This is a genomic window from Lysinibacillus sp. NPDC097279, assembly GCF_044761745.1.
GTDB lineage: Bacteria > Bacillota > Bacilli > Bacillales_A > Planococcaceae > Lysinibacillus.
Window position 1 is genome coordinate 210,248 of record NZ_JBIWDA010000001.1, and the last position, 18,020, is coordinate 228,267.

The 18,020-nt window shown below is 38.7% G+C and carries 14 protein-coding genes, 1 riboswitch and 1 other annotated feature; of the genes, 13 read left to right on the forward strand and 1 reads right to left on the reverse strand.

Annotation, left to right across the window (positions count from 1 at the left end; all coding sequences use genetic code 11):
- The first annotated feature begins 3 nt into the window (after positions 1-3).
- The 11 genes from ACIQ1H_RS00940 (at position 4) to ACIQ1H_RS00990 (ending at position 14,397) form a co-directional block, all read left to right on the forward strand.
- Positions 4-2,370 (forward strand): endonuclease MutS2, encoded by a 2,367-nt coding sequence (locus ACIQ1H_RS00940; RefSeq protein ID WP_402885790.1) that lies wholly within the window; start codon positions 4-6, stop codon positions 2,368-2,370.
- Positions 2,371-2,391: 21 nt separating this feature from the next.
- Positions 2,392-2,805 (forward strand): DUF350 domain-containing protein, encoded by a 414-nt coding sequence (locus tag ACIQ1H_RS00945; protein WP_010860124.1) that lies wholly within the window; start codon positions 2,392-2,394, stop codon positions 2,803-2,805.
- Between the two features lie 488 nt (positions 2,806-3,293).
- Positions 3,294-4,985 carry an AMP-binding protein gene (locus ACIQ1H_RS00950; RefSeq protein WP_402885792.1) on the forward strand — a complete coding sequence of 564 codons (1,692 nt, stop codon included), beginning with the start codon at positions 3,294-3,296 and terminating at the stop codon, positions 4,983-4,985.
- Between the two features lie 267 nt (positions 4,986-5,252).
- Positions 5,253-5,834, forward strand: a complete 582-nt coding sequence (locus tag ACIQ1H_RS00955) for a fatty acid metabolism transcriptional regulator FadR (RefSeq protein WP_172772354.1) — start codon at positions 5,253-5,255, stop codon at positions 5,832-5,834.
- Between the two features lie 14 nt (positions 5,835-5,848).
- Positions 5,849-6,622, forward strand: coding sequence for an enoyl-CoA hydratase (locus ACIQ1H_RS00960; protein ID WP_402885794.1), 774 nt, complete (start codon positions 5,849-5,851; stop codon positions 6,620-6,622).
- Between the two features lie 109 nt (positions 6,623-6,731).
- Positions 6,732-7,505, forward strand: a complete 774-nt coding sequence (locus ACIQ1H_RS00965) for an electron transfer flavoprotein subunit beta/FixA family protein (RefSeq protein ID WP_172772352.1) — start codon at positions 6,732-6,734, stop codon at positions 7,503-7,505.
- Positions 7,506-7,551: 46 nt separating this feature from the next.
- Entirely contained in the window at positions 7,552-8,529 is a 978-nt protein-coding gene (locus ACIQ1H_RS00970; RefSeq protein ID WP_402885798.1) for an electron transfer flavoprotein subunit alpha/FixB family protein, read from the forward strand.
- A gap of 155 nt (positions 8,530-8,684) precedes the next feature.
- Positions 8,685-8,917: a binding site (T-box leader), on the forward strand.
- Between the two features lie 58 nt (positions 8,918-8,975).
- Positions 8,976-10,325, forward strand: coding sequence for an amino acid permease (locus tag ACIQ1H_RS00975; protein ID WP_402885801.1), 1,350 nt, complete (start codon positions 8,976-8,978; stop codon positions 10,323-10,325).
- Positions 10,326-10,446: 121 nt separating this feature from the next.
- Positions 10,447-10,758 (forward strand): thioredoxin, encoded by a 312-nt coding sequence (gene trxA / locus ACIQ1H_RS00980; RefSeq protein WP_024363864.1) that lies wholly within the window; start codon positions 10,447-10,449, stop codon positions 10,756-10,758.
- Positions 10,759-10,970: 212 nt separating this feature from the next.
- Positions 10,971-12,761 carry an excinuclease ABC subunit UvrC gene (gene uvrC / locus ACIQ1H_RS00985; RefSeq protein ID WP_402885804.1) on the forward strand — a complete coding sequence of 597 codons (1,791 nt, stop codon included), beginning with the start codon at positions 10,971-10,973 and terminating at the stop codon, positions 12,759-12,761.
- A gap of 128 nt (positions 12,762-12,889) precedes the next feature.
- A riboswitch (Lysine riboswitch) is annotated at positions 12,890-13,068 on the forward strand.
- Between the two features lie 102 nt (positions 13,069-13,170).
- Positions 13,171-14,397, forward strand: a complete 1,227-nt coding sequence (locus ACIQ1H_RS00990; RefSeq protein WP_402885807.1) for an aspartate kinase — start codon at positions 13,171-13,173, stop codon at positions 14,395-14,397.
- A 483-nt stretch (positions 14,398-14,880) separates the two neighbouring features.
- Here ACIQ1H_RS00990 and ACIQ1H_RS00995 read toward each other — a convergent pair whose 3' ends face one another.
- On the reverse strand, positions 14,881-15,315 hold the full coding sequence (locus tag ACIQ1H_RS00995; RefSeq protein WP_172772347.1) for a YslB family protein: 435 nt from the start codon (positions 15,313-15,315) through the stop codon (positions 14,881-14,883).
- Between the two features lie 272 nt (positions 15,316-15,587).
- Here ACIQ1H_RS00995 and ACIQ1H_RS01000 point away from each other — a divergent pair, with 272 nt between their 5' ends.
- Both ACIQ1H_RS01000 and sdhA read left to right on the forward strand, forming a co-directional pair.
- A complete protein-coding gene (locus ACIQ1H_RS01000) occupies positions 15,588-16,196 on the forward strand; it encodes a succinate dehydrogenase cytochrome b558 subunit (RefSeq protein ID WP_172772346.1) in 609 nt (202 codons plus the stop codon).
- Positions 16,197-16,263: 67 nt separating this feature from the next.
- Entirely contained in the window at positions 16,264-18,018 is a 1,755-nt protein-coding gene (sdhA, locus tag ACIQ1H_RS01005; protein WP_172772345.1) for a succinate dehydrogenase flavoprotein subunit, read from the forward strand.
- Positions 18,019-18,020 lie beyond the last annotated feature (2 nt).

Genomic DNA, 18,020 nt, shown 5'->3' on the forward strand with positions numbered 1-18,020 from the left:
TCAGTGATCGCAAACCGCGCATTGAAAACACTAGAATATGATAAAGTACGTCAACAAGTGGCTACATACTGTACTTCATCAATTGGCAAATCAGCTATTGATGAGCTTGTACCACAAACAGACTATGAAAAAGTAGTTCAGTTGCTAGAGGAGATGGATGAAGGGCTATCCATTTTGCGTGTAAAAGGTAATGTCCCAATGGGTGGTATTTTCGATGTTCGACCTGCTGCAAGACGTGCCCAAATCGGCGGGATGCTTTCAGCGATGGAATTAATGGAAGTATCAAGTACGATTCGAGCTAGCCGTATTTTGCGCAATTTCCTAGAGGACTTAGAGTCAGAAGAAATCATTGAAATTCCTCATTTCATTGCTAAAAAGGAAATGATGCCCGTATTAACAGGATTACAACATGAAATTAATAACTGTATTGACGATAATGGTGCTGTTTTAGATTCAGCAAGTCCAACATTGCGTTCTATTCGTCAATCTTTACGTGCTGAAGAAGCTAAAGTGCGTTCGAGACTAGAAAGTCTAACTCGTGGTAGCAATGCATCAAAAATGCTTTCAGATGCCATTGTTACGATTCGAAACGACCGTTATGTAATTCCAGTTAAGCAAGAATATCGACATCATTACGGTGGCATTGTGCACGATCAATCGTCATCAGGCCAAACGTTATTTATCGAACCAGATTCCGTTGTACAAGCAAATAATGAAATACATCGACTTAAGATGAAAGAACAAACGGAAATTGATCGTATTTTACTTGCTTTAAGTGCGATGGTTGAGGAAGTTGCACCAGATTTATTTAACTTAGTGAAACTATTAGGTGAGATTGATGTCATTTTAGCAAAAGGTAAATACGGCCAAGCCAATAAATGCACGATGCCAAAGATGAACAAGGACGGGTATATCCGACTTGTAAGAGCACGTCATCCACTTTTACCTATTGAAACGGCAGTTGCTAATGACATCGAATTCGGTAGAGACATTACAGCAATTGTTATTACAGGGCCAAATACGGGTGGTAAGACTGTGACGTTAAAAACAGTTGGTCTTTGTACGTTAATGGCGCAGGCAGGCTTACCAGTGCCCGCATTAGATGGTTCAGAGCTAGCGGTATTTGAGCAGCTTTTTGCTGATATCGGTGATGAACAATCAATTGAACAATCGCTTTCTACATTTTCATCTCATATGGTAAACATCGTCGACATTTTACAGCAATTCGATCACGAATCATTGGTGTTATTTGATGAATTAGGTGCAGGAACAGACCCTCAAGAAGGTGCTGCCTTAGCTATTTCCATTTTGGATGAAGTGCATGGACGTGGTGCGCGTGTAATGGCAACAACACACTATCCTGAATTAAAAGCATATGGCTACAATCGACCTGGCGTTGCTAATGCGAGTGTAGAATTTGATATCGAAACATTAAGTCCGACATATCGCCTACTTATTGGTGTACCAGGTCGTTCTAATGCATTTGAAATTTCTAGTCGTCTTGGCTTACCAGATTCCATTATCGATCGTGCTAAAAGCTTCACAGGTACGGACCGTCATGAGGTGGAGTCTATGATTGCTTCCTTAGAAGAAACGAGACGCCAATCAGAGGACGATGCGGAGCGCTCGCATGATTTACTTTTAGAGTCTGAGGCACTGCGTAAAGAGCTACAAGATAAGCTGCAAGCATATGATGAGCGCAAAGAAGCACTCGATAAAAAAGCGAAAGAAAAAGCACGTAAAATTGTGGAAGATGCAAAAAGAGAAGCAGAAACCATTATTACCGAGCTTCGTGAAATGCGCAAAAATGCCGATCAAGTAGTAAAAGAACATGAGTTAATTGAGGCGCGTAAACGTTTAGAAGAGGCGACACCCCTTGAGCATAACAAAGTATTGAAAAAAGCAGCGCAAGTGAAGGCGCGTGCGCAAAACTTGGTTGTCGGTGATGAGGTAAAGGTGTTAAGCTATGGACAACGAGGAACTTTACTTGAAAAAGTCTCTGATGCTGAATGGGTTGTCCAAATGGGCATTTTAAAAATGAAAATTGCCGATACAGATATAGAATACATTAAACCAGAGAAAGAGCCTGTTCAACGTGTTTCTGGTGTGAAAAATCGAGATAGCCATGTGAAATTAGAATTAGATTTACGTGGGGAGCGCTACGAGGATGCGATTATTCGCACTGAAAAATATATAGATGATGCGCTGCTTTCAAACTATGGTCGCGTGTCGATTATTCACGGTGTTGGGACAGGAGCATTGCGTCAGGGCATACAAAGTTACCTGAAAAAACACAAACGGGTGAAGTCCTTCCGTTTTGGAGAAGCAGGCGAAGGTGGATTTGGCGTTACGGTTGTGGAATTGAAATAAGCTGTAAAGGGGACGGAGAAAATGCTAAATTCTAGCTTTTGGCGATATCCAATTATCGAAACGGCAGGATATTTTAGTGTTGTTGTGTTATGTTTAGTCGTCTCGATGGCATTGTTCGAAGTCGTTACGAAATATAAAAACTGGGAAGAAATAAAAAATGGTAATGTAGCTGTGGCGCTTGCAACTGGCGGTAAAATATTAGGGATTTGCAATATTTTCCGTTATTCGATTGCACGTCATAGTACGCTGAGTGAAATGATTGGTTGGGGACTATTTGGCTTTACGTTACTCATCGTGGCGTATTTCTTATTTGAATTTATGACACCCCGTTTTAACGTGGATCAGGAAATTGCCAATGACAATCGCTCAGTAGGCTTTATTTCCTTTACGATTTCAGTCGGACTATCGTTCGTTATTGGGGCAAGTATTGCATAGGAGTGTACTGAGATGGAAAAATTAGCGAAAGTTCTAATCATAGTCTGCATCGCATTTTTGGCAGTCGGTATTTACTATATGTTGACCGTATAATTTTATAATGTAGCCTCCATAATGTGAGGAAGTGTCTAGCTTTAGAGAAACTTGAACTTTCAAGTTTTTCTAAAGCTTTTTTGTATAGAAAATCGTCAATCGCTAATAGAGGAAGTCTATTTTCTTTACAAGATGATAGAAAAATTTTTATAAAATTATTTTTTAAATATAGGAATAGCAAGCGCATGAATGGAATAAAAAATGAAACAATGAATGAGCATTCATAAGGAGAGGCGACTAAAAACCCTTTATGTGGTAGTTATATAAATGTTGTTAAATGCATAATAATTAATCGAAAATACATTTATTTTCTATTTTGTGTTTGAAAGTACATTTCTTTTTCATTATAATTAAATTAAGAATTTACAAAGTTTGGGACAAAGGGGAGAGGACGTATGACAGCAAAACCATGGCTAGCAAATTATCCTGAAGAAGTACCACCGTCTTTAACGTTTGAGGAAATTCCTGTGCAAGAGTTTTTGACACGTGCCTATCAAAAGAAACCATCTAAAGTGGCCATTCATTTTATGGGTAAGGATTTAACGTACACCGAGTTATATGAGTCTGCACTTAAGTTCGCGAACTATTTACAAGCACTTGGTGTAGAAAAGGGAGACCGTGTGGCAATTATGTTACCAAATACGCCACAAAGTGTAATCGCTTACTATGGGGCGATGTATGCTGGAGCGGTCGTAGTACAGACAAATCCACTTTACACTGAACGTGAATTGCAATATCAATTGATGGATTCAGGTGCGAAGGTCATTTTAGTCATGGATATTTTATATCCGCGTGTGATGAAAATCATGAAAGAAACGGCTCTTGAAAATGTCATTGTAACCGCAATCAAAGACTACTTACCATTCCCAAAAAACTTAGTATATCCATTTATCCAAAAAAAGCAGTATGGCTTTAGTGTGAAAGTTGAGCATAGTGGACAAAATCATTTATTTACAGAAATTATGAAGTCCTCACCTGTAAAAATGATTGAAATGCCATTTGATTTTGAAGAAGATCTTGCATTACTTCAGTATACAGGCGGGACGACAGGGTATCCGAAAGGTGTTATGCTAACGCATAAAAACTTAATTGCCAATACGACAATGTGTGACGCTTGGATGTATAAATGTGTCCATGGTGAGGAAACGATAATGGGTGTGCTTCCATTTTTCCATGTTTATGGAATGACAACTGTCATGTTGCTTTCTGTTTTCACTCAAAATAGAATGGTATTATTACCGAAGTTTGATGCTGAAACAGCTTTGAAAACGATTGATAAGCAAAAGCCAACATTGTTTCCTGGTGCACCGACATTGTATATTGGTTTATTAAATCATCCAGATATTGCGAAATATGATTTATCGTCTATTAAAGCATGTCTAAGTGGTTCGGCTTCGCTGCCTGTAGAAGTACAGGAGCAATTTGAGGCAGTAACAGGTGGGAAACTAGTAGAAGGTTACGGGTTAACCGAAACTTCTCCAGTAACGCACGCAACACCAATTTGGGGTAACCGTGTTATAGGTTCAGTAGGTTTACCGTGGCCAAATACTGATTCTGTCATATTACGTACAGGTGATACAGAACAGCTTGCCGTTGGTGAAGTGGGCGAAATTGCTGTAAAAGGCCCGCAAGTTATGAAGGGCTATTGGAATCGTCCTGAAGATACGGCAGCAACGTTTGCAGATGGTTGGTTCTTAACAGGTGATTTAGGCTATATGGATGAAAAAGGTTACTTCTATGTAGTTGACCGAAAGAAAGATTTAATTATAGCGGGTGGCTTTAATATTTACCCTCGTGAAGTCGAAGAAGTATTATATGAGCGTGAAGAAATTCAAGAATGTGTAGTTGCAGGTATCCCTGATCCGTATCGAGGGGAAACAGTAAAAGCTTATATTGTTGTAAAAGAAGGATATTCGATTACGGAAGACGAATTAAATAAATATTGCCGTCAACACTTAGCTGCTTTTAAAGTACCGCGCTATTATGAATTCCGTGACGAGTTACCAAAAACAGCAGTCGGAAAAATTTTACGCCGTACTTTAGTAGAGGAAGAAAAAACAAAAATGGCGAATAAAGAAGCAAAATAACTACGTGGTAAAGTATTGACAAGCGCGAATGTAAAATATAATATGAAAATATGAATGAATAACCATTCATATTTTCATATTTTTTGTTTCTTGAAAACCACGCCATGTAAATCATGAAGAATCGGCTCAAAATTTTGTTTCGAAATTTCAGTGTTAAAAGAATTACAAAGTGTCATATAAATAGGCAAATCATTTGCTTAACGATAAGTCTAATGTGTGACAAAAATAATAAGGTGTGCGTATGTTTTTGTAGGTGGTGATTTAAAAATGAAGCGAGATAAGCCGAAATATAAGCAAATTATTGATGCAGCTGTCTTCGTTATTGCAGAAAATGGTTATCACCAAGCGCAAGTATCGAAGATTGCTAAACAAGCTGGAGTAGCCGACGGAACAATCTATTTATATTTTAAAAATAAAGAAGATATATTAATTTCTGTCTTTAATGAAAAAATGGCTGTTTTTGTAGAGTCATTACAAGATATAATAGAAAATGGAAGTACGTCGAAAGACAAACTTTCACGAATGATTGAAAATCATTTTAGTGTTCTAGCTACAGATCGATCACTTGCGACCGTTACACAATTAGAGCTTCGCCAATCAAATAAAGATTTACGACAGAAGATCAATGGTGTATTAAGAGATTATTTACAACTACTTGATCAGATTCTAATTGAAGGTATGGTTTCAGGTGAGTTCAATCAAACGATGGATGTTCGCTTAGCGCGACAAATGGTATTTGGAACAATTGACGAAACCATTACGTCTTGGGTTATGAATGACTATCGATATGATTTGATAGAACAGGTTCCGAAAGTTCAGGCATTGATCCTGAACGGCATTAAAGCTTAAAAGGATGTGGAGAAATGGAATTTCTAAGTTGGAAAGTAGAAGATGGGGTTGCAATTATTACGATTGCACGTCCACCAGCAAACGCATTATCTCGCGGAATCATTGCTGAAGTCAATGCTGTACTAGATGCTGTAGAAAACGATGACGCAGTACGTGTCCTTGTACTTCATGGTGAAGGCCGTTTCTTCTCAGCAGGTGCAGACATTAAGGAATTTACAGAAGTTAATTCAGGGGAAGAGTTTACAAAACTTGCAGGCAATGGTCAACAAGTCTTTGAACGTGTTGAGTCGTTCCCTAAGCCTGTCATCGCCGCAATTCATGGTGCCGCACTTGGCGGTGGTCTAGAACTAGCTATGAGCTGTCATATGCGTTTTGTAACGGAATCTGCGAAATTAGGATTGCCTGAACTACAACTAGGACTTATTCCAGGATTCGGTGGCACACAACGTTTACCACGCTATGTAGGGGTAGCAAAAGCAGCAGAAATGATGTTTACAAGCGATCCTGTTACAGGTACAGAAGCAGTGCAATGGGGACTAGCAAACCGTGCTTTTACAGATGAAGTATTATTTGAGGAAACACTAAAGGTAGCGAAAAAAATTGCGAAGAAGAGCCCAATTGCATTAAAAGAAGCAATCCAAGCATTGCAATATGCGAAACATGCTTCATTTTATGAGGGTGTTCAAGCAGAGGCTAAATCATTTGGTACAGTATTTGTATCAGAAGATGCGAAAGAAGGAATTCAAGCATTTATTGAAAAACGCGAGCCTGTGTTTACTGGCAAATAGTTTTCCATCAGTATAGTTAACCACTTAAGGGGAGTTTATCTAGACTGAAAATATATAATATTTACAAGTTTACTTGGGAATTTAAAAAACGTTGCAGGGGGTATGAAATATGAACATTTTTGCATTAATTAAACGTACGTTTGATACAGAAGAAAAAATCGTAGTGTCGGGTGGTAAAATCCAAGAGGACGGCGCTGAATTCATTATTAATCCTTATGATGAGTATGCAATTGAAGAGGCAATCCAAGTTCGTGATGCAGCTGGTGGTAAAGTAACAGTTGTGACTATCGGTGGCGAGGATGCAGAAAAACAATTGCGTACTGCGTTAGCAATGGGTGCAGATGAAGCGGTTCTTATTAATACAGAAGATGATCTAGATGAATTAGATCAAAATGCAGCTGCTTACATTTTAGCTGAATACTTAAAAGATAAAGATGCTGATTTAATTTTAACAGGAAATGTGGCAATTGACGGTGGTTCTGGTCAAGTAGGCCCACGTGTTGCAGATTTATTAGGCATCAACTACGTTACAACAATTACAAACCTTGAAATCGATGGCACAACTGCAAAAATCGTGCGCGATATCGAGGGTGATTCTGAAGTGATTGAAACATCTTTACCACTTTTAGTAACTGCTCAACAAGGTCTAAATGAGCCACGTTACCCATCATTACCAGGCATTATGAAAGCGAAGAAGAAACCGCTTGCAGAGCTTGAATTAGATGATTTAGATATCGATGAAGATGATGTTGAAGTAAAAGTAGAGACAGTCGACATTTACTTACCAGCTCAAAAAGCAGCAGGCCGTATTTTAGAAGGCGAGCTGTCTGATCAAGCAAAAGAGCTAGTCAACCTACTTCATTCAGAAGCGAAAGTTGTTTAAGTGTTAGCGCAAATCGAATCTTAAAGGGTAACGGAGGGAATATACTATGTCAAAAAAAGTATTAGTATTAGGTGAAGTTCGTGAAGGAAGCTTACGTAATGTATCTTTCGAGGCAATTGCAGCAGCAAAACAAATCGCTGATGGTGGCGAGGTTGTTGGCGTACTTTTAGGGGATGCAGTTGCAGGATTAACAGGTCCATTATTTGAGTATGGTGCAGATCGTGTTATCACTGTGGAACATCCACATTTAAAACAATATACATCAGATGGCTATGGACAAGCTTTATTAGCTGTTATCGAGCAAGAACAGCCAACGGGCATTGTATTCGGTCATACAGCAAATGGTAAAGATTTATCTCCTAAAATTGCGAGTAAATTACAAGCAGGCCTTGTTTCTGACGTCACGTCGATTGAAGGTGTTGGTGACGATGTAGTATTCATTCGTCCAATCTACTCAGGTAAAGCTTTTGAGAAGGTAAAAGTAAAAGAGGGCATCGTGTTAGCTTCAATTCGTCCAAATAATATTGCACCTTTAGAAAAAGCTGCGGGTAAATCAGGTGATGTTTCTTCTGTCACTGTTGATATTACAAACTTACGCTCAATTATTAAAGAGGTTGTACGTAAATCTTCAGAAGGTGTAGATCTTTCAGAAGCGAAAGTCGTTGTAGCTGGTGGTCGTGGTGTTAAATCAGAAGAAGGCTTTGAGCCATTAAAGGAATTAGCAGATTTACTTGGCGGTGCAGTTGGTGCATCTCGTGGTGCATGTGATGCTGAGTACTGTGATTATTCTTTACAAATTGGTCAAACAGGGAAGGTTGTTACACCAGACCTTTATATCGCAGCAGGTATTTCAGGTGCAATTCAACATTTAGCAGGTATGTCAAACTCTAAAGTAATTGTAGCGATCAACAAAGATCCTGAAGCAAATATTTTCAAAGTAGCTGACTATGGTATTGTCGGCGATTTATTTGAAGTGATTCCGCTTCTAATCGAAGAATTTAAAGCATTAAAAGTAAACGCATAATTAGTTGATGCAGGAAGGATAAATCCTTCCTGTTTTTTTATGGTTGTATCTCGCGAGTTGTATTATGTGAAAATTATTGTAAAATAAAATATTGACATAACTAACAAGAGACATTATAGTGGTGAATAATCATTAATTTTTCAATCATATTGTTTTGAAACGCAAAGATTAGGAGTAGTAAAAGCTCATTATTCGGTAAAGAGAGCTGCGGGGTGGTGCAACGCAGTCCAATAAGACTTTGAACTTGCCTAGGAGTGGTAAAATAAATAGAGTTATCAGATTATTCTATTTGTTTGACGATTAACCTTCGTTATAAGGTTTTTAAGTTGGGTTCATAATGAACCAATTAGAGTGGTACCGCGGTAGCTTATGGCATATCGTCTCTTCTTTCATTTGATGATGAAGGAACAGACGATATGCCTTTTTTGATTTTAGGAGGTAAGAAAGTGGAAAACAACAATCAACAATTAAAACGAACTATGACCTCACGCCATATTACAATGATGGCGTTAGGTGGTGCCATCGGTGCTGGGTTATTTAAAGGAAGTAGTGCAGCCATTGATATGGCAGGGCCGTCTGTGCTTATTGCGTATTTAGTGGGAGGCATTATTTTATTATTTGTCATGCAAGGCTTAGCCGAGATGGCTGTTCGAAATAAAGAGGCAAGAACATTTAGGGATTTAGTTGAATCCGTATTAGGCAAATACCCTGCATATTTCCTTGATTGGATCTATTGGAAAATGTGGGTTTTAAATATTACAGCAGAATCAGTAGTTGCTGCTATTTTTATTCAATATTGGCTACCTCAATATCCGATTTGGATACTTGCTCTATCTGTTTCTATATTAGTGACAGCTATTAACCTGTTATCCGTAAAACTATTTGCGGAAACTGAATACTGGCTAGCGATGATTAAAATTACTGTAATTATTGTATTTATTATTGCAGGGCTTATTTTATTGTTTGGTACGTTTGGTAATCATACAGCAGTTGGCTTTGCAAACTTAACTGAACACGGAGGCTTTTTCCCTAACGGATCAACGGGGTTAATCGCTGCAATGCTTGTCGTCATTTATTCGTATGGTGGTACAGAAATCATTGGGATAACATTAGCTGAAACGAAAAATCCTGAAAAAGTAGTACCAAAAGCTGTTCGCAGTACATTAGTGCGTATTGTTACATTCTACCTTCTTCCTTTCTTTATTATCGTTAGTTTAATTCCTTGGAATGAAGTAAATGGGGTACCTGAAAGTCCATTTGTTATGGTATTTAAAATGATTGGAATTCCAGGGGCAGACCATATTATGAATGCTGTTGTTTTACTAGCTATTATTTCTTCCATGAATTCAGGGCTTTATGGTTCATCTCGCGTACTGTATACACAAGCGGTAGACGGTCGTGTTCCAAAAATCTTTGCGCATTTATCTAAACGAAAAGTTCCTGTATATGCCATTTTAATGTGTACCGCAGCTTTATACTTAGGTGTTATCTTTTCTTTATATGCTGGAAGCAAGACGTTTGATTTCTTAATGGGATCGCTTGGCTATACAGTATTATTTATTTGGTTAATTATTGCGATTGCCCATTTGAAATCACGAAAAAAACAATCACAAAACACAAGCGCCTATGAAGTGAAATGGTTTCCTTATACAACTTGGATAGCCATAATTGCGTTAAGTGCGATACTCATTGGGATTATTTTTACAACATCCATTATCGTGACAGGCATCACTTTAGCAATTTACATTTTTATTACATTAACGTATGTATTTAAAGGCCGACATCAAGGAAATTAAATGGTGTCATTTATGTATCCGACATGTTTTTCATAAAATATACATTGCAGGCAGATTGTTCGCTCAAGCTATTTTATCCATGCTATACTACAACCATAGTAAGATTTAAGGAGGATTTCAAATGGCAATTGTACATGCAACAGATGCAACGTTTCAAGATGATATTAAAGAAGGCTTAGTATTAGTCGACTTTTGGGCTGCTTGGTGTGGACCATGTAAAATGATCGGACCAGTTCTTGAAGAAATGGATGCTGCAGGTAGTGCAGCTAAAATCGTAAAAGTAGATGTGGATAACAACCAAGGTACTGCAGCACAATACCAAATCATGTCTATCCCTTCATTGCTTTTATTCAAAAACGGTGAATTAGTAGATAAAACTGTTGGTTTCCAACCTAAAGAAGCATTAGAAGCTTTCATCGCAAAACATGCTTAATTTGTAAAATAAAGAGCTGAGCCATCTTTAGATGTGCTTGGCTTTTTTTCGTTATATAATAGATAGAGGAATTTCAATAAACGCTCGTTTATTAATAAATTTTCTTATTTTGTTGTAATATCTTTTTTGTGCGATTTACGATGAAAGACAAAAGAGAATGAAACGAAATGGCGATTATTAGATAGGCATCAAAAAAGGGGGGCAGGTAGGCGATGAATGATTTAATTAAACGTAAGCTTGATATTTTACCAGATCAGCCTGGCTGCTATTTGATGAAGGATCGACAAGGGACAATTATTTATGTAGGTAAGGCAAAGGTACTTAAAAACCGAGTGCGCTCGTATTTTACAGGAACACATGAAGGGAAAACACAGCGCCTTGTTGGTGAGATTGAGGATTTTGAGTACATTGTGACTTCTTCGAATTTAGAGGCACTCATTCTAGAGTTAAACCTTATTAAGCTACACGATCCTAAATACAATATCATGCTAACAGATGATAAAACGTATCCGTATATTAAAATTACAAACGAAAAATATCCACGGCTTATTACAACACGTAAAGTAAAAAAAGATAAAGCAAAATACTTTGGTCCTTATCCCAATGCGTATGCAGCAAGTGAAACAAAAAAGTTGCTCGATAGACTCTATCCGCTACGTAAATGTGTACAATTACCATCAAAAGTTTGCTTGTATTACCATATGGGACAATGCTTAGCACCGTGTGTAAAAGAAATTGATGCACAAGTATATCACGATATGATTGAAGATATGACGAAGTTTTTAAATGGTGGCGTGGAATCAGTAAAAAAAGAGCTTGAACAGAAAATGTTAGCTGCCGCTGAGCAACTAGAGTTTGAGCGAGCGAAGGAGTTCCGCGATCAAATTGCACATATAGAAACGGTTATGCAAAAGCAAAAAATTGTGTCCAGTGATACAACGAACCGCGATGTATTCGGTTATGCAGTTGAAAAGGGTTGGATGTGTGTTCAAGTATTTTTCGTTCGTCAAGGTAAGTTGATTGAACGAGATGTTTCCATTTTCCCGATTTATCAGGATGTTGAAGAAGAATTTTTAACATTTGTCGGACGCTTTTATGAAAAGCCTGAGCATATAAAGCCTAAGGAAATTTTTATTCCTCCGTCGATAGATACCGCAATTTTAACGGAATTATTAGCGGTAAAAGTGCTAACACCGAAGCGAGGGCAAAAAAAAGAATTAGTAGATTTAGCTATGAAAAATGCTGAAATTGCAGTGGCGGCGAAATTCCAGCTAATTGAGCGACAGGAAGAGCGCACAATAGGTGCTTGCGAGGCACTCGGGGAAGCGATGGGAATTTCAGCACCTCTTCGCATTGAAGCTTTTGATAATAGTCATATGCATGGTGCTGATGCAGTATCAGCAATGGTTGTGTTTATTGATGGTAAGCCTGCTAAGAAGGAATATCGTAAATATAAAACACGCACTGCCGCAAAACATGATGATTATGGAGCAATGCAAGAAGTGATACGTCGCCGTTACACAAGAGTATTAAAAGAAGGCTTGCCATTGCCAGATTTAGTTCTAATAGATGGTGGTAAAGGCCAGATGGAAGTCGCGCGAGAAGTGTTAGAGGACGAGCTTGGACTTGTTATCCCAATTGCTGGCTTAGCAAAAGATGAAAAACATAATACATCCCAGCTTTTATTTGGTGATCCACCTGAGGTTATTGCATTAAAGCGGACAAGTGACGGGTTTTATTTACTTCAGCGTATTCAGGACGAGGTACACCGTTTTGCGATTACATTTTTACGTCAACAGCATGAGAAAAATGCTATTCAATCTGTTCTCGATGGCATTGAAGGTGTGGGGCCAAAACGCAAGCAACAATTATTGAAGCACTTCGGCTCTGTTAAAAAGATTCGTGAAGCGAGTGAGTTTGCACTTCAAGAAGCGGGAATACCTGCGAACTTAGCGAACAGTATTTACAATTATTTTCAGCAACAGACGTTGTCAAAGGATTAGACATGTGCTAAGGTTGTGATAGAACAAAGCAGTGAAAAACTGATATGTTCTATTACACTTTAGATGAAGAATATGTGGGCAGAGCATATATTTTCATAAAGGTAAAAATGAATAATTTCACTATTTTAAGTGATGATAGAGGTGCAAGATTCAATAGTAGCACATTGAAGGATGGACAAATCCAATGATGGTGTGTGAAAGGGGAGCTTGCCGAAGTGAAGTATCGTTGTTTCCGATACTTTGCTGGTTTTGCATTTAATAGATGTAAGACTGTCGAATCTTGACGTTTCGGAGAGCTATCACACATGCGCAAGCTTTTTATTGTACATGTTGCAGGCAGCTTTCACGTTATGTGAAGGCTGCCTTTTTGCTGTTCTAGAGACGAATCGATTAAAGGAGAATGATAATAATGGCGAGTATTGTATTAAAGTTTGGCGGACCAGCAATCGCTTCAACCGAGCAAATTCAAGAGGTCGCTAAAATAGCGATAGCCAAAAAAGAGCTTGGCTATGATGTTGTAGTAGTGACAGCTGCGATGGGACGCACAGCAAAAGACTTAGCAAAGATGGTACGTGATATATCAGACGATGCTTCTAAACGTGAAATGGATGTACTACTTTCGACGAGTTCACAACTCGCAAGTGCCCTTTTTGCAATTGCTTTACAGGAGGCGGGCTATGATGCAGTATCTTTGACTGGCTGGCAGGCTGGTGTGCAAACAGATGGGAAACATTTTCATGCACGTATCGACCATATCGATGTGTGCCGTATGAAAGAACATTTGATACAAGGACAAATTGTCGTTGTTGCGGGAGAGCAGGGCATTTCTAGTGCGAATAATATTACAACGCTTGGTAAAGGTGGAGCCGAAACAACGGCAGTAGCCATTGCAGCTGCATTAGAAGCGGAACGTGTGGACATTTATACAAATGTAGATGGTGTTTATACAGCAGATCCTCGGTTTATAAAAAAAGCAAGAAAGCTAAAGGAGATTTCATATGATGAAATGCTTGAACTGTCCCATTTAGGTTCGCATATTTTACATCCACGGGCAGTGGAGCTTGCTAAAAAGTTTCAAATGCCTGTCATTATTCGTTCAAGTGTAGAAGATACAGCAGGTACTTTATTGAAGGAGGAAGTTGAAATGGAGAAAAATTTAATCGTACGTGGTGTTGCTTATGAGTCTGATATCATTCGCCTAACTATCGGTTATGATACATACTCTACTGCATCGTTAGCAGATATGTTTGCTATCCTAGCAGAGAATCGCATTAATGTTGATATTATTGTGCAGGCTATTATTGAAGGTGTGAGACCATCTGTATCATTTACCATTTTAAAAGAAGAGTTCGCTGATGCTTTACGTGTACTAGAGGATAGTAAATTGTCACTTGGTTTTAGCTTTGCAGATTTTGAAATTGGACTAGCAAAAGTTTCGATTATTGGATCAGGCATGGCGTCAAATCCAGGTGTTGCAGCACGAATGTTTGATCGCTTACGTCGAGAAGAAATTGCAGTGAAAATGGTCAGTACTTCTGAAATTAAAGTTTCTGTTGTTGTCCCACAGGACGAAATGATTCGCGCTGCAAACGCATTACATGATGAGTTTAATTTAGCAGAAGAGATTCACGAATAGTAGCTTTCTATAGATAACTACATAGGTTGATTTCCGCTACGGGCGGGCGCTTTCCGCGGGCACAAACGTAAGCCGTAACCCTCGCTAACGCGAAATGCCTGCGTCTTACGTTTTGTGCATTCCCGCAGGAGTCGCCCGCCCTGCGCTCCAATCAACTAAGCACTTTAATAAATAAATATTGATGACTAAGAATCCAATAGCTAATCCTTCTTTTATAAAATAATATAGAAGACTTCTGCGGTTGATTTCCGCTACGGGCGGGCGCTTTCCGCGGGCATAAACGTACGCCGTAACCGTCGCTAACGCGAAATGCCCGCGTCTTACGTTTTGTACGTTCTCATCAGGAGTCGCCCGCCCTGCGCTTATCAACGCAACAAGGAATATGCTGATGGATACCTATAATAAAAAAAGACAAAAGGCATGTTGCCTTTTGTCGACGTTGAAAAAGGATTGCTTTCTAACAAAATCGCAATACTTACAAGCTTATCTATTTGGTATTGTATTCATAATACGCTCTTTAACATCCCATTTAACTGTAAACATGACTTGCTGTTGCTTTTCGCGCTTCTCATCATAACATTCCGTTAAGTATCCTTTTGATTGTTGGATTTGTTCAGCAATAAACCCTGCTTCCAATCTAAAGCTCCGATTTTGAATTTGCAATAGGGTTGGCTCATTTGTTAAATGGAAAATACGTCCATCCTTAGACTCCTTTGTCAATTCAAGAGTACCCCAGCACGCATCCGCGAAAAATGCGATAAGTTCATCTTGACTTTTACAAGGGAACTTCCGTGCAAGCTCTTTTCCAGCCCAATATAGTACGTCATCTTCATGTTTACCGAGAATAGATGATAGAATATGATCACGGATTAACTCATATCCAAATGGTGAGATTGTATTAGATGGATTATTTAACATAGAAATCCTTCTTTCTTAGAATTTTCTTATAATTCAGCGTCAATAAAGTAAAGGTAGAATTTTCGAGAAGAAACGACACGTTATGTACTAGATTGCTTCTATAATGAGGGCTATTAAAAACTCTATGTTACCTTGACGCTCGTAGCTCTTGAGAGTACAATAAACATGTCATAATATTGTACCATGATGAAATACACAGTCAATGGAGTATCATTTACAAAATGGTGACTTCTTTTGTTGTGCTATTTTAAGTACTAAGGGGGGTAACAGTCTTGTCGAAAGATCGAGAGTTTTTATGGCGTCGCTTACATTCTCTACTTGGTATCATTCCAGTAGGTCTGTTTTTAACGATGCACCTATTCATTAACTTTACAGCAGTAGGCGGAGCAGAGAGCTATAATGATGCTACCGCAGTAATGGAAAAGATTCCATTTCTTATCCTAGTAGAGTGGATTGTCATCTATATTCCATTAATGTTCCACGCATTTTATGGTGTGTACATCGCATTCACTGCTACACCAAATACAGGGCGTTTCAGCACATACCGTAACTGGATGTTCTCATTACAACGCTTCACAGGTGTATTTTTAGTAATCTTCATTGCATGGCATATTTTCCAAACTCGTATTCAAAAAGCGCTTGGTACACACGTTGATTACGACATGATGGCAAATATCGTAAATAATCCATTTATGCTTGGATTCTATATTGTTGGTATTATATCAGCAACTTTCCACTTATCAAATGGCTTATGGGCATTCCTAGTAAGCTGGGGTATCACACAATCTCCTCAGTCTCAAAAGATTGCTACTTATGTAACAAACGTTCTTTTCGTAATTCTAAGTGTAGTTGGTGTGGCTGCTATTTTAGCTTTCGTTTAATTTAATAAAAGCTACTATAATAGTGCATGCAATCATTGCAATTTTTTAAGAGGAGTGAGAAATAATCATGGCGAAAAGCAAAATAATTGTTGTCGGCGGCGGTTTAGCTGGTCTGATGGCAACGATTAAAGCAGCTGAAGTTGGTACTGAAGTTGATTTATTCTCATTAGTTCCTGTAAAACGCTCACACTCTGTATGTGCGCAAGGCGGAATTAATGGTGCCGTAAATACAAAAGGTGAAGGGGATTCTCCTTGGATTCACTTTGATGATACAGTATATGGTGGGGATTTCTTAGCAAACCAACCACCTGTTAAAGGTATGTGTGATGCAGCCCCTGGTATTATTCACTTAATGGACCGTATGGGTGTAATGTTCAACCGTACGCCAGAAGGTTTACTTGATTTCCGTCGTTTCGGTGGTACGTTAATGCACCGTACAGCATTCTCAGGTGCAACAACTGGTCAGCAATTACTATACGCGTTGGACGAGCAAGTTCGTTCTCACGAAGTAGCTGGATTAGTTAACAAATATGAGCACTGGGAATTCCTTGGTGTGGTTATTGATGATGACGGCGTTTGCCGCGGTATCGTAGCACAAAATATGCGTACAGAAGAAATTAAATCATTCCGTGCAGACGCTGTAATTATGGCGACTGGTGGCCCTGGTATTATCTTCGGTAAAACAACAAACTCTGTTATTAACACAGGTTCTGCTGCTTCTATCGTATACCAACAAGGTGCTTCATACGCGAATGGTGAGTTCATTCAAATTCACCCAACAGCGATTCCTGGGGACGACAAAAACCGTCTAATGTCAGAATCTGCACGTGGTGAAGGTGGACGTATTTGGACATATAAAGACGGTAAACCTTGGTATTTCCTAGAAGAAAAGTATCCTGCATATGGTAACTTAGTACCACGTGATATTGCTACACGTGAAATTTTCGACGTTTGTGTAAACCAAAAGCTTGGTATTAACGGCGAAAACATGGTATACCTAGATCTTTCTCATAAAGATCCACATGAGTTAGATGTTAAACTTGGTGGTATCATTGAAATCTACGAAAAATTCGTAGGTGATGACCCACGTAAATTACCAATGAAAATTTTCCCAGCAGTTCACTATTCAATGGGTGGATTATGGGTTGATTACAACCAAATGACTGAAATTCCTGGTCTATTTGCAGCAGGTGAATGTGATTACTCACAACATGGCGCAAACCGTCTAGGTGCAAACTCATTGCTATCTGCTATTTATGGTGGTATGGTTGCTGGACCAAATGCAGTTGATTATGTGAAACATCTTAAAAAGCATGCTGAAGATTTATCTCAAGATATTTTCGATGCACGTGTTAATGAAGAGCAAGCTAAATGGGATTCTATCATGAAAATGGACGGCACAGAAAACGCTTACCTACTTCATAAAGAACTTGGTGAGTTAATGACAGCTACAATGACTGTTGTACGCTTTAACGACCAACTTGAAGAAACTTACAAAAAACTTGGCGAATTCCAAAAACGTTGGGAAAACATCAATATCAACGATACACAAAAATGGAGTAACCAAGGTGCTCACTTTACTCGTCAGTTGAAAAACATGCTTTACTTAGCGAAAGTAATGACGAAAGGTGCTTTACTACGTAATGAATCTCGTGGTGCACACTATAAACCAGACTTCCCGCAACGTGATGATGAAAACTTCTTAAAAACAACGATGGCGAAATTCGACCCAGCTACGGGCGAGCCAATTATCACTTATCAAGAAGTAGATGTATCATTAATCCCACCACGTAAACGTGACTACTCTGCGAAAGGAGACTAAGA

Bases quoted from the DNA above. Each gene is read 5' to 3' on its own strand.
- ACIQ1H_RS00945 (WP_010860124.1), top strand. From the start codon at position 2,392: ATGCTAAATTCTAGCTTTTGGCGATATCCAATTATCGAAACGGCAGGA.
- ACIQ1H_RS00950 (WP_402885792.1), top strand. From the start codon at position 3,294: ATGACAGCAAAACCATGGCTAGCAAATTATCCTGAAGAAGTACCACCG.
- ACIQ1H_RS00955 (WP_172772354.1), top strand. From the start codon at position 5,253: ATGAAGCGAGATAAGCCGAAATATAAGCAAATTATTGATGCAGCTGTC.
- ACIQ1H_RS00960 (WP_402885794.1), top strand. From the start codon at position 5,849: ATGGAATTTCTAAGTTGGAAAGTAGAAGATGGGGTTGCAATTATTACG.
- ACIQ1H_RS00965 (WP_172772352.1), top strand. From the start codon at position 6,732: ATGAACATTTTTGCATTAATTAAACGTACGTTTGATACAGAAGAAAAA.
- ACIQ1H_RS00970 (WP_402885798.1), top strand. From the start codon at position 7,552: ATGTCAAAAAAAGTATTAGTATTAGGTGAAGTTCGTGAAGGAAGCTTA.
- trxA (WP_024363864.1), top strand. From the start codon at position 10,447: ATGGCAATTGTACATGCAACAGATGCAACGTTTCAAGATGATATTAAA.
- uvrC (WP_402885804.1), top strand. From the start codon at position 10,971: ATGAATGATTTAATTAAACGTAAGCTTGATATTTTACCAGATCAGCCT.
- ACIQ1H_RS00990 (WP_402885807.1), top strand. From the start codon at position 13,171: ATGGCGAGTATTGTATTAAAGTTTGGCGGACCAGCAATCGCTTCAACC.
- ACIQ1H_RS00995 (WP_172772347.1), bottom strand. From the start codon at position 15,315: ATGTTAAATAATCCATCTAATACAATCTCACCATTTGGATATGAGTTA.
- sdhA (WP_172772345.1), top strand. From the start codon at position 16,264: ATGGCGAAAAGCAAAATAATTGTTGTCGGCGGCGGTTTAGCTGGTCTG.